The sequence below is a fragment of the Agrobacterium genomosp. 2 str. CFBP 5494 genome (assembly GCF_900013495.1).
Taxonomy (GTDB): domain Bacteria; phylum Pseudomonadota; class Alphaproteobacteria; order Rhizobiales; family Rhizobiaceae; genus Agrobacterium; species Agrobacterium pusense.
The window spans coordinates 384365-398846 of record NZ_LT009719.1 but is presented as its reverse complement, the minus strand read 5'-3'; the positions used below and the strand labels follow the sequence as shown (position 1 = coordinate 398846).

Below are 14482 nucleotides of genomic sequence, written 5' to 3'. Positions count from 1 at the left end.
GCAGACGCACCGGGTGCGACGGGCAAAAACTTTCAGCATCATCATTCGGTCTCCACACGTGACAATCGCGGAGATCAGGACAAAGCGGAGAAGAGAAAGGGCAGCGCCTCAAAGGCGCAACAGTTTCCGTTCCTACGCCGGCATGATCCGGATCAGGTTCAAGGGTCCGGCTCAACGCCATCTCAGCACCGTCTGGTGCTCCCCTCGGAATGGGTCGGAAACTGTCGTTTTTTTAGCTGGCTGTCAACGGCTCAGATGGTGCGGAGCTGTTCAAACAGGGTGACGTTGGCACTATCGGCGCGGTAGAAAATCGCGGGCCGGCCGAGTGGTGCTTCCACGGTAACCTCGTTTCCACCGCGATGATGCGTGCCGCTCCACAGATGTACCCACTGGCCATCGCCCGGAAGATAGAGAGTGCGTTGCGTTTCTCCCGCTTTCCAGACAGGAGCCACCAGCATGTCGGGGCCATAGAGATAGCTGTCCTGAATGGCGTAAGTCTGCCGGTCATTCTCGTAATGCAGGAAAAGCGGGCGTTGCACCGGAAGCCCCGTTCTGGCCGCTTCGGCGGAGAGCGATTTCAGATAGGGGGCAAGCGCGACATAGACTGTCGTCATGCGGGCGAAATGGGCGAGAACCGCTTTATCCTGATCGATCTGCAGATTGTCACGCGGGCGGTTGCCCTCATGGGTGCGCATGACCGGCGTGAAGGCGGCCATCTCCGTCCAGCGCATGATAAGTTCCGCGGTGCGGACATTGCCGAACAGGCTGGTGTAACCACCAATATCGGAATGGTGATAGGCATTGCCCATGAGGCCGGAGGAGAGCGCGCCGCAAATGACGGTGACAAGTCCATCATGACGGGAGAAGTCGACCGACTGGTCACCGCCCCAGATCAGCGGACAATGGGCCTGCACGCCGGTGAAACCGGCCCGCATGAAGAACAGTGCTTCGCCAGTCTTGCCACGACTTTTGACGCCCTTCGCGTTAACCTCGGCCCACAGGGTGGGCCATGCATTGTGCATCAGCTTTGCGTCGACACCGTTGGAGAGCGTTATATCGATCGGCAGATATTCGCCGAAATCAGCCATCCATCCGGAAAGGCCGAAATCCAGCATGTTCTTGCCGATGATTTCTTCGGCAAACCAGTCGGCGGCAGCCGGATTGGTGAAATCGACGACGCCGCAATCGAACTCGCCGAAATCCACCAGCGCCGTTTTCCCTTCCGCATCCGTTGCGAAATAACCGGCCTCTTCGGCGACCGGGAAAAGCGGGCCGTCAACGCAGAGGTAGGGGTTCACGTAACCCAGAAAACGGATACCTTGATCGGCAAGCTCGGCGATCTTCTGGCGCAGATGCGGATAACGGGTTTCGTTCGCCTGCCAGTCCCAGAACAGGCGTGCGCCAAAGGATGTCTGGCGAAGCCCCACCCAGTCCTCACACCACAGGCCCGACACGAGCGTTCCGGCTGCGCGGATTTTCTCCAGCCGCGCAAACGAATTGACGCCATCCTTTAATCCAATGACCGCGCCATTATAGATCCATTCCGGCAATTGCGGCTGCCGTCCAAACCGTAGGGACAGCGCGGAGACGATGTCGGTGAAACTGTCGCCGGCGAAAAATTCGATCTTTTCAGGGATGGCCCAGATTTCGATCTCGTGGAAATCGCCATTGCGGAAATCGAAGACCGAATAGGCGCTCGTTTCCACATGCAGCGCGTATCTACGCGACGAGAGATAGGTCGGCTGCGGATAGTTGGTGTTGTAATAATCACCGCCTGCCTTGCCGTTGACGTCAGACTTGAAGGTGATTTCGGTGGTCTTGTCGCGGCCAACGCCGGGCTCGGAGGTCCAGAGCGGAAAGCGCCGTCCGCGCATGTCGAAATAGGACATCTGCTCGCCGCCGCCCCAGACATGCTCATCCGTTTCCGCAAAGATGCGCAGCCAGAGGCGGTTGATGGTCTTGTCCAGCGCCGTCAGCAGGATGGCATTGCTTTCGAGTGTCAGGCGAAGGCGAGGGGTCTGTCCCGGTGCGGAGGAAAGCGTGACGCTATCGCCGCTCATCTCGGCGTGGCGCAGGGCAGTTCGTTCGACGACGTAGTCTATGATATCGAAATTGCCGCGATACATATCCATCCGTTCCTTGCCGAAACCGGCGAAGAAGGCCGGCTCGTCGGGCGAATGGGAAAGGATGGTGCGGTTGCCGATCGCAAGCGTAAATCCATCGTGGGTCTTTTCGAAATGCATGACTTAACCTTTTAGCCCTTGAGACCGCCGGCGGTGAGGCCAGAGACAACCCGTTCCTGGAAGATGACGATGAGGATCGCGACCGGCACGATGCCGACCACCAACGCTGCCGAAATGACCGGCCAGGGGAAAGCGAACTCTCCCTGATAAAGCTGGATGCCAACGGGCAGTGTGCGCAGCGCAGGGTTGGAATTGAAGGAGAGCGCCAGCAGGAACTCGTCCCAGGCATTCACGAAGGCAAGGATGCCTGCGGTGAAGACGCCAGGCGCGCAAAGCGGCACGACGACCTTGAACAGCGCGCCGATGCGGGTGCAGCCATCGATCATGGCGGCGTTTTCGAGATCGCGCGGAATACTTTCGAAGAAGGAAACCAGCATCAGCGTGCACACCGGCAGTGAAAGCACCGTGTAGGGCAGGATCAGCGCCGTCCAGCTGTTGAGCAGATTGAGCGCCCGCATGATTTCGAACAGCGGCACAAGCAGCGTCACCAGCGGAAAGGTGGAAACGGCGATGATGAGCGACAGGGTAAGCGCCCGGTATTTAAGGTTCAGCCGCGCCAGCGCGTAAGCCGCCAACACCGAAATCAGGATGGTCAGTGCCGTGGAAAGCAGCGCCACCATGAAGCTGTTGAACAGGAAGAGGTGCAGCGGCTGATCCGAAAAGGCCTGCATGTAGTTGGCGAGTGTCGGCGCGTGCGGAAACCAGGTGATCGGCTTGACAGTCAGCTCCGCCTCGGTTTTCAGCGAGGTGAAGAGGATCCAGATAGCCGGGAAAAGGCCGTTTATCAGAAGAATGGAGGCCGCGATGAAGCGCAGCGGCTTGCCAGAGAAGAAGGAGGACAGACCGGAAGAGGTGGCGACGGTGCTCATGGGATCAGTCCTTCGTCCTGATGATACGGAGGTAAACGGCGGTGACGCACATGGAAAGCACAAACATCATGACCGCCAAGGCCGAACCGTAACCGAGATCGAGGAAGGAGACGGTGTTCTGGTGGATATACATGGCAAGCGTCGTGGTGGATGTGCCGGGGCCGCCGCCGGTCATCATGTAAGGAATATCAAAGGTCTGTAGCGCCGTGATCGTGCGGAAGATGAGGGCGACGATAATCGATGGCTTCAGAAGCGGCAGGGTGATTTCGAAGAACTGCCTGATCTTGCCGGCGCCATCCACATCCGCTGCCTCGTAAAGCGAGCGCGGGATGGTCTGCAACCCGGCGAGGATCATGAGCGCCATGAAGGAGGAGGTCTTCCAGATGATCGTCAGGCAGATGGCGGCAAAGGCCCAGTTCGGTGAGTTGAACCAGATGATGCCTTCAAAGCCCAGCCGGTTCAGCACATCATTGACCACACCATATTCATAATGGAAGAACCACGCGAAGATGAGACCTGCAAAGGAGAGCGGCAGCGCCCAGGGGATGAGAAGGGAAAGCCGCATTGGCCACTGCATGGAGAAAGGCAGGTTGGCGAGCAATGCGAGGCAAAGGCCCATGAATAGTGCGCCGGGCACGGTGATCAGCGTTATCAGCACCGTATTCCAGGTCGTTTCCCAGAAAATCGGATCGTCGAACATCGCCGTGTAATTTTCAAAGCCGATGAATTCCGCCGGCAGGCCCGAGGTCAGCGACAGGCTGAAGAAGCTCGTATAGACGAGCCGCGCCACCGGATAAACGATGATGAGCGAAAGCAGGATCGCCGCCGGCGCGAGCAGCAGCACGGCCAGCGACCGGTCGCCGAGATCGAGCCACCGCGTCCAGCGCGGCTGCGGTTTCTCGTCCACCCGAACCATGGTTCTTTCCGGCATTGTCACGTCTGCCACTCCCGCAACTGGATTCACGTCATCGTCTCCCGGTCGGACCGGTCTGTGTCCGGCCCGTTTCGCGCCCTTGAGGCGCCTTTCATCCTGTCAGTCGAAACGGCCGGAAGGGACGCGGTGCACACGCCGCCTTTCGGCCCGAAGCCTATCGCAGAACGCGCCGCAGACGGCTTTCCATTTGCTTTGCGCCATCCTCCGGCGTCATGACACCGGCGAGCACACCGTTGACCGTGGTGCGGATGGTCTCGCTGACCTCGTTGTAACGCGGCGTCACCGGACGGGCCTTTGCTGTTTCGACGACCGGCAGGGCATCCGCGAACCACGGGATTGCCTTGGTCACGTCGGCATCCTTGTAGAGAGCGGCGTAGGTGGGCAGGAGCGCTGCATTGATGGCCATGAACTTCGATACATCCTGACTGGAGAGATATTCGACAAGCTTCTTGGCTTCATCCTGCTGTTTGGAATAGGCGGACACGCCGAATTCCCAGCCGCCGAGGCAGGTCGTCTGCTCACCGCCTTTGACGGCGGGAAGGCGGGCGACGCCGACCTTGTCATTCACCTGCGATTCCTTGCCCTGGAAATGGGTCCAGGCATAGGACCAGTTGACGGCAAAGAGAACCTTGCCGGCCTGGAACTCCTTGCGGGTGTCGTCGGTCGCCACCTCCGAAATGTTCTTCTTGGAAATGCCTTCGTCAACAAAACTCTTCCAGAGCTTCAGCGAATCCACCGCGGCCTTGTTGTCGAAGTTCAGCTTGCCGTTTTCAACCAGCGACTTGCCTTCGCTCCAGTAGGGCAGGAGGAAGGTGCAGACCGCGCCTTCGATCGCCTTGCCCTGGAAGGACAGGCCCTGAAGCTCCGGGTTCTTTTCGCCTTCCATGACCTTCTTGGACGCTTCCTTCAGCTCCTCCCAGGTGGTCGGCGGCTTGATGCCGTATTTGTCCAGCAGGTCTTTGCGGTAATAGAGGAACATGGAGTCGGCGAAGGCTGGCAACGCCACGATCTTGCCGTCCACCGTGTTGGCTTCGGCATAGGTCGGCAGGTAGGCGGACATGTCCTTGCCGGCAAAATCGCTGGTCCAGCCGGCTGTTGCAAATTGCGCGGGACGGATGACGTCGAGCATCAATACGTCGAGGCTCGAATCCTTGGCCGACATCACGGTGTTGAGATATTGCGCCTGCATTTCCGAGGTGTTGCCGCCGGTCTCAATGACCACCTTCACGCCCGGCGTCTTCGCCTCATATTGATCGAGCGCCTTGCGCCAGACATCCGGCTGATGCTGGCTGGAAACGAAGATCTTCAGCTCGGCATCGGCAAAGGCCTGACCTGAAAAAGCGAGCACTGTTGCGCAGAGCGCTGCGCCCATGAAGGCTTTGCCCCGGATAGTTTTGAATGTCATGTGTTCCTCCCGTTATTAATCCTTGGCCGTGGCATTTTGCCCGGCGATCAGTGGATCGAGCGTTCCGTCGCGGCGTCGAAAAGATGGACCTTGGACGGATCGACGCCGATCTTCAGTTCCTCATTCGGCGTTGGCCGAAGCTGCGGCGGCATGCGTGCGGTCAGCGCCGCATCGCCAAGACTGAAATGGACGAGCGTGTCCGAGCCGAGCGGCTCCACCACCTGCACCTTGACCGCAAGCTGCGTGTCGAAGCCCTCAACGGGGCCGAAATGTTCCGGGCGAATGCCGACAATGACTTCGCGCCCTTCGAGACCCGTTTCGCGGGATGGCCGGATGGCTGCCATCGGCAGGAAATTGCCGTCCGAGAATGTCAGCCGGTCGCCATTCACCTTGGCTCGCGCGAAATTCATGGCGGGCGCACCGACGAAACCGCCGACGAACACGCTTTCCGGGCGGTTATAAACCTCATCCGGCGTGCCGACCTGTTCGATATCACCGCCGCGCAGGATGACGATGCGGTCCGCCAGCGTCATCGCCTCCACCTGGTCATGGGTAACATAAATGATGGTGGTGCCCAGCTGCTGGTGCAGGCGCTTGATTTCCGTGCGTACTTGTCCGCGGAGTTTAGCGTCGAGGTTGGAGAGCGGCTCATCGAACAGGAAGACCTGCGGGCGGCGAACGATGGCGCGCCCCATGGCCACACGCTGACGCTGGCCGCCGGAAAGCTGTCCGGGCCGCCTGTCGAGAAGGTGCTCGATGCCCAGCATCTTTGCCGCCTCATCTATGCTGGCATTGGCCTGCGAGGCGCTGACACCGCGCACCTTAAGGCTAAAGCCCATGTTTTCGCGCACCGTCTTGTGCGGATAAAGCGCATAGTCCTGAAACACCATGGCGATGTCGCGCTCGCGCGGCGGCAGCCGGTTGACGACACGGTCGCCGATCTTCACCTCGCCGCCAGTAACGCTCTCCAGCCCTGCGACCATGCGCAACGTCGTTGATTTGCCGCAGCCGGAAGGGCCGACAAATACGACGAATTCGCCATCGTTGATTTCAAGGTCGATGCCCTTGACGATGCGAAGCGCACCGTAACTCTTGTCCAGCTTGCGCAGGCTGACTGAAGCCATATTTTCCTCCTCACGACCGGCACGCCCGAAATTTCAATGGACGCAATAGCCGGTATCAACCTTCAAGTTCCCCGTACTGCATCTTCGAAAATCGAGCCCGATTGTCTGGCAATAACGTGGGGTGGCGAAACGCCTGTCTCCCTGAGGTCGTGATATTACCTTTCACTAAAAGGAAATCAATAGTGTATCAATTTTATTTCTGACAGAAATCAAAAACTACTAAGTCATTGATTAGAAGAAATATATCCGCAAAATCGCCCGCTGGCGGGCAGTGGTTGGCTTGCCTGCCGTCAAATTCCGTCACTCCTGTAGATCACGCGAATTTTGCGCAGTCTCAACGTATGCGAGAAACGTAGCGCGCCACGGTATGGTCAAACCAGGTCCAGGAAACTTCTGCCACCGCACCATCCTGCGCCTGGCTGAGGCGCAGGACGCGGGGCACGGATGCGCCTGCTTTCTGGCCGAACGCTTCGGGCGTCCAGTCGGGCACTTCACCGAGATCGACGCGATCCTCCGCCTTCGATATCCAGAGGTTGAGGCGAGTGCGGTAATAGAGGTAGAGAGATTCCGACATATTTTCGATCGTGATCGTGTCAACATAGGAACCATCAAGCCAGATTTCCTCGATAGCGGCCGGTTTGCCGGCGATGCGCCGCAGACGACGAATCCTGTGTCCTTCGGAGGAGGTGCCAAAAGCGGGCAGATCGGCGGGCTTCGCTAGCCGGGTCACATCCAGAACCTCCGCTGTCGGCAGGCCGCCGCCCTCGATCAGTTCAAGCCGGAAGAAAGCGTAGACGCTTTGCGGATCGCTGACCGCGCGGATGTAGTTGCCGGAACCCTGTACGCGCTCCAGAAGGCCGCGCTCCTGCAATTCGGCGAGCGCCTTGCGTAGCGTGCCGACGGCGATGCCGAGATCGGCAGCCATATCGCGCTCCGGCGCAAGCTTCTCGCCGTCGATCAGCCGCCCTGCTGACACCTCGCGCACCAGCATTTCGGCGATCTGTAGATACATGGGCAAACTGCCACCAGTGTGTCTCATATGCCGTTTCCTCCACCCGAAACAAAAATTGATACATCATTGATTTACATATTTCTTGATGTTATGCAAGAACAACGAGAGCGGCCCTGAGGAGGAATTGCATGACCGTCGTACCCGTTACATCCGCTGATCTCGATGCTGCCGAGGTCTCCTGGTTTTCCGCTTTGTGTTCCGATGATTACGCCTATCTCGGCGTGCCGGATGGAAGCCTGCGTTCCAGCTTCGAACATTGCTCGGATATCGTCAAAAAAGCCGAGGAACTTGGTTTCCGCAACATTCTCTGCCCGTCGTCCTATCAGGTGGGGCAGGATACGCTGAGCTTTGTCGCCGGCTGTGCGACGATCAGCGACCGTATCAATTTCCTTGCCGCTATCCGCTGTGGCGAAATGCAGCCGATCATGCTGGCGCGTACGGTTGCCACGCTCGACCACATGCTGAAAGGCCGCCTGACCCTCAATGTCATCAGCTCGGACTTCCCGGGCGAAGTCGCCGACAGCGCCTTTCGTTACAAGCGCAGCCACGAGGTCGTCGAGATTTTGCGGCAGGCCTGGACCCGCGACACCATCGACCACGACGGCGAAATCTACCAGTTCAAGGGCGTATCGACCGAGCCGGCGAGACCCTACCAGCAGAATGGCGGCCCGCTTCTTTATTTCGGCGGTTATTCTCCAGATGCCCTTGAGCTCTGTGGCGCACAATGCGACGTCTATCTGATGTGGCCGGAGACGAAGGACCAGCTGGCGGACCGCATGCGCGCCGCCAACGAGCGCGCTTCCGCCCATGGCCGCACGCTGGATTATGGTCTGCGCGTCCATATGGTGGTGCGCGATACTGAAAAGGAAGCCCGAGAATATGCCGAACATCTGGTCTCCAAGCTCGATGATGAATACGGCCAGCTGATCCGCAACCGCGCCCACGATAGCGGTTCACTCGGCGTGTCGCATCAGGCACGGGCCCGTGAACTCGCTGACAAGTTCGGTTATGTCGAACCCAATCTGTGGACCGGCATCGGCCGGGCGCGCTCCGGCTGCGGTGCAGCACTTGTCGGCTCGACGGATCAGGTTCTTTCGGCGCTGGAGGATTACCAGAAGATGGGTATCCGCGCCTTCATCCTGTCCGGTTATCCGCATCTCGACGAGGCGGAACATTTCGGCACCAAGGTGTTGCCGCAGATGAAAACCTGCTCCCTGCCGCATGCCTATGGCCGGGTGCCTTCTGAAACGCCAGCGACGCCGCTCGGCAATGGGGAACGCCACTGATGGAACGTATCGCTCTTTCTGACACACTCGAACTCAGCCGCATCGTTTACGGCATGTGGCGCATTGGTGACGATGCAGACACCTCGCCGGCGCATGTACAGGCGAAGATCGAGGCCTGCCTCGCACAGGGCATCACAACAATGGATCAGGCTGATATCTATGGCGGATACACGGCAGAAGCCATTCTTGGCGCCGGATTGAAAGCCGCGCCAGGACTGCGCGACAAAATCGAAATCGTCACCAAATGCGGCATCGTCGCCCCGGCCGGCCGCCATGCCACCGCCCGCGTCAAGCATTACGACACGACCGCGGGCCACATCAACGCTTCGGTGGAAGCGTCGCTGCGCGACATGGGGACGGATCACGTCGATCTGCTGCTCATTCACCGCCCCGACCCGCTGATCGACGCGGAAGAAACCGGCAAGGCACTTGATGCCTTGGTGGCGTCGGGCAAGGTCAAGGCGGTTGGCGTCTCCAATTTCCGCCCGTGGGATTTTTCGCTGCTGCAATCGGCCATGAGCAACCGGCTGGTGACGAACCAGATCGAAATGAGCCTGCTTGCCACCGATTCCTTCACGAATGGCGATCTCGCCTACCTGCAGGAAAAGCGCATTTCGCCCATGGCCTGGTCGCCGCTCGGTGGCGGTTCGCTGTTCTCCGGCGCGCATGGCGGCACCATGGCTGCCCTACAGCGCATCGGCAAGGAACAGGGCGTCGACGCGACGGCCGTCGCGATCGCCTGGCTGCTGCGCCATCCGGCAAAGATAGTGCCCGTGCTTGGGACCAACAATCTCGAACGCATCAAAACCGCTGCCGATGCGCTTCGCGTGACGATGGACCGCCAGACATGGTTTGAACTCTACACCCTTGCGATTGGAAAAGAGGTGGCGTGATGACAGTTGCAGAGGCGATCAAGATGCCCAATGAACATGTATTCGTTCCCGGCGGCGAAAACAGCCGCAGCTTTCGCAATGCGCTCGGCGCTTTCACCACCGGTGTTACGGTGGTAACAGCCACGACCCCGGAAGGCCCGATCGGCATGACGGTCAACAGCTTCGCATCCGTCTCGCTCGATCCGCCGCTGGTGCTGTGGTCACCTGCGAAAAGCTCGTCGCGTTATCACGCCTTCAGCGGCGCGACCCATTTCGCTATTCATGTGCTGAGCGCCGATCAGGACGTGCTGAGCGCCCGCTTCACCCGCAACGGCCGTGCTTTCGATGATCTTGACTGGGAATTGAACGATGAAGGCGTACCGGTCATCCCCGGAACGCTGGCCCGTTTCGAATGCCGGCAGGCGGCGGCCCACGATGCGGGCGACCACACCATCATTGTCGGTGAAGTGCTGCGCGCCGCCCATCGAGATGGCGATCCGCTGTGCTTTTCGGGTGGAGCCTTCGGACGGTTCGCCCGGCAGTAATCCTGCGATGTCATAAGCGCTTAATGCAAGATATCAGCTGCAGCCGCCCGCTTTTCACGGCACTCATCCAGCGTTCAAAGTAAACCCCTGTCCTCGTGACGTTATAGCTGGCGCTGACTTTCTAAAATGGCTTAATGCACTTGGTTGGGTGAAGAAATGATTCGCCGAATCATGGATATAGTGCGGCGCTCATTAGGGAAGTTTGAATGTCCGGTTGTTTCTGCCTCTTTTTGGATGGGGAAACCTCTCTGGAAAGTATTGCATGCAGGAAAGCTGCCGGGCGCCTTTCGGTGTTCGGCACAGGCTGGTTTTTGTCGATTCTTCTTTCCGTTAGCCTTGGTCAGAGTGCTTGTGCGGAAACCTTGAACTGGACCGGCGTTGGGGGCGGCAGTTGGTCTGCCTCGACGAACTGGGCGCCGTCAGCCCACGTGCCCGATGCCGGCGATGACGTGTTGATCAACAGCGATGGCCCGGTTGTCGTGACCAGCACATCTGCCACGGCCAATTCCGTCACGGTCGGGCAGGTTTCGTCCGGTACTTTGGTTATCAATGGGAGCCTGTTATCAAATTCGCTCAGCCTTGGCGTCGCCGCGGGAATCGGTGGTACCGTCACGTTCTCGGGCGCGACCCTGCAAAACCAGGGTCTCTTATCGGTCGGCGGTAACGGCATCGGTACCCTCTCCCTGTTACATGGCAGCGCGGTCTCGACCGGGACCGTCTACATCGGCGAAGGGGCAACAGGGAACGGTTTCCTGACACTCGACAATTCGTCCAGTCTCGTTACGGCAGGCACGATCTTTGTGGGATACGGCGGCGGGTCCGCGCCCTCCGGCGGCGGAAACGGCGAGCTTAAAATTCTTGCCGGAAGCACGGTAGACAGCCAAAGGGCCATTCTGGGCGAGGGGGCTGGAACCGAAGGTGCCACGCTTATATCGGGCGCCGGCAGCCGCTGGACGGTTGCAGCCGACACCGTCATCGGCAATGCCGGTGTCAGCACACTCACGGTGACGGGCGGCGGAAAACTCCTCAGCGGAACGACAACCGTCATTGCCAATCTTTATTCCGCATCGGGAAGCGAAGTCACTCTTACCCGGCTCGGCTCTTCACTGGAAACCGGTCAATTGATCGTTGGAAATGAGGGCAGTGCTCGCCTGACTGTCGAGGCGGCGGCATCAGCGACCAGCGACAGCGCCATCATCGGAGGCCATTCCACCTCCGTTGCGACGGTGACCGGCGACGGGTCCACCTGGGTCGCGGGCGATCTTCAGATCGGTGGCGATGTCGCCGACCCCGGCGGGGCTTCCGGTAACGGAACCTTGAATGTGACCGCCGGTGGCAAGGTTAATAGCACCGCCGCCCGGCTCGGCACTGTTGCCGGCGCGACCGGGGCAGCCATTATCGATGGCGAGAGATCGGCCTGGACTGTCGGCAGTGGCGGCCTTGCGATCGGCGATGCCGGCACCGGATCGTTGGCCGTAACGGGTGGCGGCATCGTCGGCAGTCAAGCCGTCGTACTCGGCAACAGTGCCGCCAGTACCGGCTCCGCCCGGATTTCCGGCGTTGGCAGCACGTTGCGCAGCGAGGGTGACATCATCGTCGGTCGCGGTGGCAACGCCATGATGTCGGTTGAAGCAGGGGGGGCTGTCGAGAGTAGAAACGGTGTCGTCGCTGCGCTCGGCGGTTCGTCGTCATCGGTCACTGTTACCGGCGGTGGCTCCAGCTGGACGATGACCGGTACCTTGATCGCCGGTTATCAGGACACGGCTTCGGCCGAGGTTACAGCCAGCGCCGGCGGAAATATCCGGGCAGGGGAGGTGGTCCTGGGAGATCTTTCGGGCTCATCGGGAACGATGACCATCATGGGTGCCAGCTCGAATGTAACGGCTTACGTCGATAGCGGGCTTGGGGCTTCCGGCCGCATGACGGTCGGACAATCCGGTTCCGGCGGTTTGACTGTGACGAATGGTGCGTCGCTCAATGCCTATCTGTTTTCCGTGGGTTCTTCGGCGGGGTCTGATGGGGCCGTCCTCGTCAACGGCATCGGCTCGCGCGTCTCCGTTGGCGACACCTTGGTCATCGGCGCTGCGGGGAACGGCAGCGTTGAAGTAACCGGCGGCGCAGCGCTCGCGGCGCCTACCATCCTCATTGCGTCGTCTGCTGGTTCGGCTGGCGTCCTGAATGTCGGCGCAGCTTCCGGACAAACGGCCCGTTCGGCCGGCACCATTGACGCTCAGGCGATCAGCTTTGGAGCCGGCGCTGGCCGGATCGTTTTCAATCACTCGCAGACGGCGTACCTCGTAAAAGCCGATATTTCGGGAGCGGGCAGCGTTGTTGCTGAAAATGGCGTGACGACGCTTGCTGGAAACAACAGCTATTCCGGCGGCACCACGATATCTGGCGGTACCTTGAAGGGAATCGCTGGAAGTTTTGGCTCCGGCGAGATCGCCAATGACGCGGCGCTGGTCGTGGATGGCGCCGGCAGGCTTTCGAATTCGATTTACGGCACGGGCAGTTTCGAAAAGACTGGCGCAGGCAACCTCGAACTCTCGGCCGTCAGCACTTATCTGGGTCCGACGACAGTCTCAGGCGGAAAGCTGAGCGTCAATGGCTCGTTGGCGAGCGCGGTTTCAGTGGTCGACGGCGCGGCGCTCGGCGGTACGGGTACCGTTGCCGGCCTTTCCATCGGTCCGGGCGGGACGCTGGCTCCGGGTAACCCGCTTGGAACGTTGACATCGACAGGCGACGCTACATTCGCTGCGGGCGGCAAATATGCGGTTGATATAGATACCGCCGGGAATTCCGACAGGCTTGCTGTGAACGGTACCGTAACAATCGCCAATGATGTAACCCTCGTCGTCACGCCGCTGACGAACCGATCTGCTTTCAGTCTGAATACGCGCTACCAGATACTCACTGCGACGGGTGGCATAACCGGCGCTTTTTCCCGCATCGATGAGAGCTTTGCCTATCTGACCGCGACCATCGCAAAGAGCGACGACACTGGCACCGCTTATCTGTCGTTCAGCCCGGCATCGTCGGCCCCCGGATTTCTGGCCGCGCAAGCGACCACGGCCAATGCGCGAGCCGCGGCCAACGCCGTTGAGGCCCTCGGAGAAAATGCAGCCCTGTATCGGTCTGCCATTTTCCTTCAGGGCGGTGAAACGCAACTGGCATTTTCGCAGCTTTCCGGAGAAATCCACCCGTCGGTTGCCATGACCTTGATCAATCGCAGCAGCCAAACCCGGGACGTCATTCTGGAACGGTTGCGCCGCGCTTTCGACAGCATCGATGCGCGGCCAATCATGCCCGTCGCTTATGCGAAGGACGACAGGGACCTCTTGTTCGAGGAAGAAGGATCGCCGAGCTTCTGGACCACCGGTTTGGGATCGCGTGGACGTGTTGATGGCGATGGCAATGGCTCATCGGTTGATAGCAAGGGCGGCGGCATTCTGTTCGGACTTGATGGTGAGCTCGGGAAAAGTTGGCGCGCTGGTGTGGCGGGCGGTTACAGTCACGAGAGGATCGAGCAGAAGACATTTGCTGCTTCAGCAGAGGTCGACAGTTATTTTGTGGCTGCTTATGCGGGCACGATGATCGGGCCCGCGTCTCTGCGGTTTGGGGCGATCCATGCTTTTCAGGATATGGATACGCGCCGCTCGGTCTCTTTCTCGACACTGAGCGAAAACCTCTCCGCCAGCTATGGCGGCTCGACGTCGCAGGTCTTTGCCGAAGCAGCCTGGCGTTTCGATTTTGATCTGACCCATGTCGAGCCCTATGCCAACATCGCCTACGTAAACAGCCGCACCGGAGATTTTGGCGAAAAAGGCGGGATCGCCGCAGTATCCTCAGCATCGGCACGCTACGATCAGCTTTACACGATGCTCGGTGCGCGCATCACGAGGGATGTCGCGCTGGAAGGCATGCTTGGCCGCGCAATGTTCGATCTCGCCTGGCGTCACAATTATGGCGACACTGACATGAACAGCAGCCTTTTCTACGAAGGCGGCGAGGCGTTTTCGGTCGTGAGCACGAGAGGTTCGCGAGACGCAGCAACACTTAATCTGGGGCTAAGCTACGATCTCACGCCATCAGCTACGTTGACATTCCGTTATGGTGCAGTTTTCGGCGCTGGGCTGCTAGATCAGTCCGCTGCCGCCGAACTTGGGGTTCGCTTTTGATGCAGTGTAAAAAG

Annotated in this window: 10 protein-coding genes and 1 riboswitch; of the genes, 4 read left to right on the top strand and 6 right to left on the bottom strand. The window is 59.6% G+C overall.

All coding sequences use genetic code 11. The features are described from left to right. Positions 1 to 112: 112 nt before the first annotated feature. A riboswitch (TPP riboswitch) is annotated at positions 113 to 215 on the bottom strand. A 36-nt stretch (positions 216 to 251) separates the two neighbouring features. The 6 genes from AGR2A_RS16685 to AGR2A_RS16660 all read right to left on the bottom strand — a co-directional run bounded on the left by AGR2A_RS16685 (position 252) and on the right by AGR2A_RS16660 (position 7614). Continuing rightward, positions 252 to 2243, bottom strand: a complete 1992-nt coding sequence (locus AGR2A_RS16685; protein WP_080823224.1) for an alpha-glucosidase — start codon at positions 2241 to 2243, stop codon at positions 252 to 254. An 11-nt stretch (positions 2244 to 2254) separates the two neighbouring features. Further along, a complete protein-coding gene (locus AGR2A_RS16680; RefSeq protein ID WP_080823223.1) occupies positions 2255 to 3112 on the bottom strand; it encodes a carbohydrate ABC transporter permease in 858 nt (285 codons plus the stop codon). A gap of 4 nt (positions 3113 to 3116) precedes the next feature. Beyond that, positions 3117 to 4028 carry a carbohydrate ABC transporter permease gene (locus AGR2A_RS16675; protein WP_004438714.1) on the bottom strand — a complete coding sequence of 304 codons (912 nt, stop codon included), beginning with the start codon at positions 4026 to 4028 and terminating at the stop codon, positions 3117 to 3119. Positions 4029 to 4200: 172 nt separating this feature from the next. Further along, positions 4201 to 5451 carry an ABC transporter substrate-binding protein gene (locus tag AGR2A_RS16670; protein ID WP_004438717.1) on the bottom strand — a complete coding sequence of 417 codons (1251 nt, stop codon included), beginning with the start codon at positions 5449 to 5451 and terminating at the stop codon, positions 4201 to 4203. A 47-nt stretch (positions 5452 to 5498) separates the two neighbouring features. Next, the gene (locus tag AGR2A_RS16665) at positions 5499 to 6575 is read right to left on the bottom strand and encodes an ABC transporter ATP-binding protein (protein WP_004438720.1); all 1077 of its coding nucleotides are present in this window, start codon (positions 6573 to 6575) and stop codon (positions 5499 to 5501) included. A gap of 334 nt (positions 6576 to 6909) precedes the next feature. Continuing rightward, entirely contained in the window at positions 6910 to 7614 is a 705-nt protein-coding gene (locus tag AGR2A_RS16660; protein WP_080823221.1) for a GntR family transcriptional regulator, read from the bottom strand. Positions 7615 to 7715: 101 nt separating this feature from the next. Between AGR2A_RS16660 and AGR2A_RS16655 the strand changes: the two genes are divergently transcribed. The 4 genes from AGR2A_RS16655 to AGR2A_RS16640 all read left to right on the top strand — a co-directional run bounded on the left by AGR2A_RS16655 (position 7716) and on the right by AGR2A_RS16640 (position 14468). Further along, positions 7716 to 8873, top strand: coding sequence for an LLM class flavin-dependent oxidoreductase (locus AGR2A_RS16655; protein WP_044459865.1), 1158 nt, complete (start codon positions 7716 to 7718; stop codon positions 8871 to 8873). Then, positions 8873 to 9766, top strand: coding sequence for an aldo/keto reductase (locus tag AGR2A_RS16650; protein WP_080823220.1), 894 nt, complete (start codon positions 8873 to 8875; stop codon positions 9764 to 9766). Before AGR2A_RS16655 ends, AGR2A_RS16650 begins: the two co-directional genes overlap by 1 nt. Continuing rightward, positions 9766 to 10290 (top strand): flavin reductase family protein, encoded by a 525-nt coding sequence (locus AGR2A_RS16645; RefSeq protein ID WP_080823219.1) that lies wholly within the window; start codon positions 9766 to 9768, stop codon positions 10288 to 10290. The genes AGR2A_RS16650 and AGR2A_RS16645 overlap by 1 nt, the downstream gene beginning before the upstream one ends. Before the next feature lie 206 nt (positions 10291 to 10496). Continuing rightward, positions 10497 to 14468, top strand: coding sequence for an autotransporter domain-containing protein (locus AGR2A_RS16640; protein ID WP_004438734.1), 3972 nt, complete (start codon positions 10497 to 10499; stop codon positions 14466 to 14468). Positions 14469 to 14482: the final 14 nt, after the last annotated feature.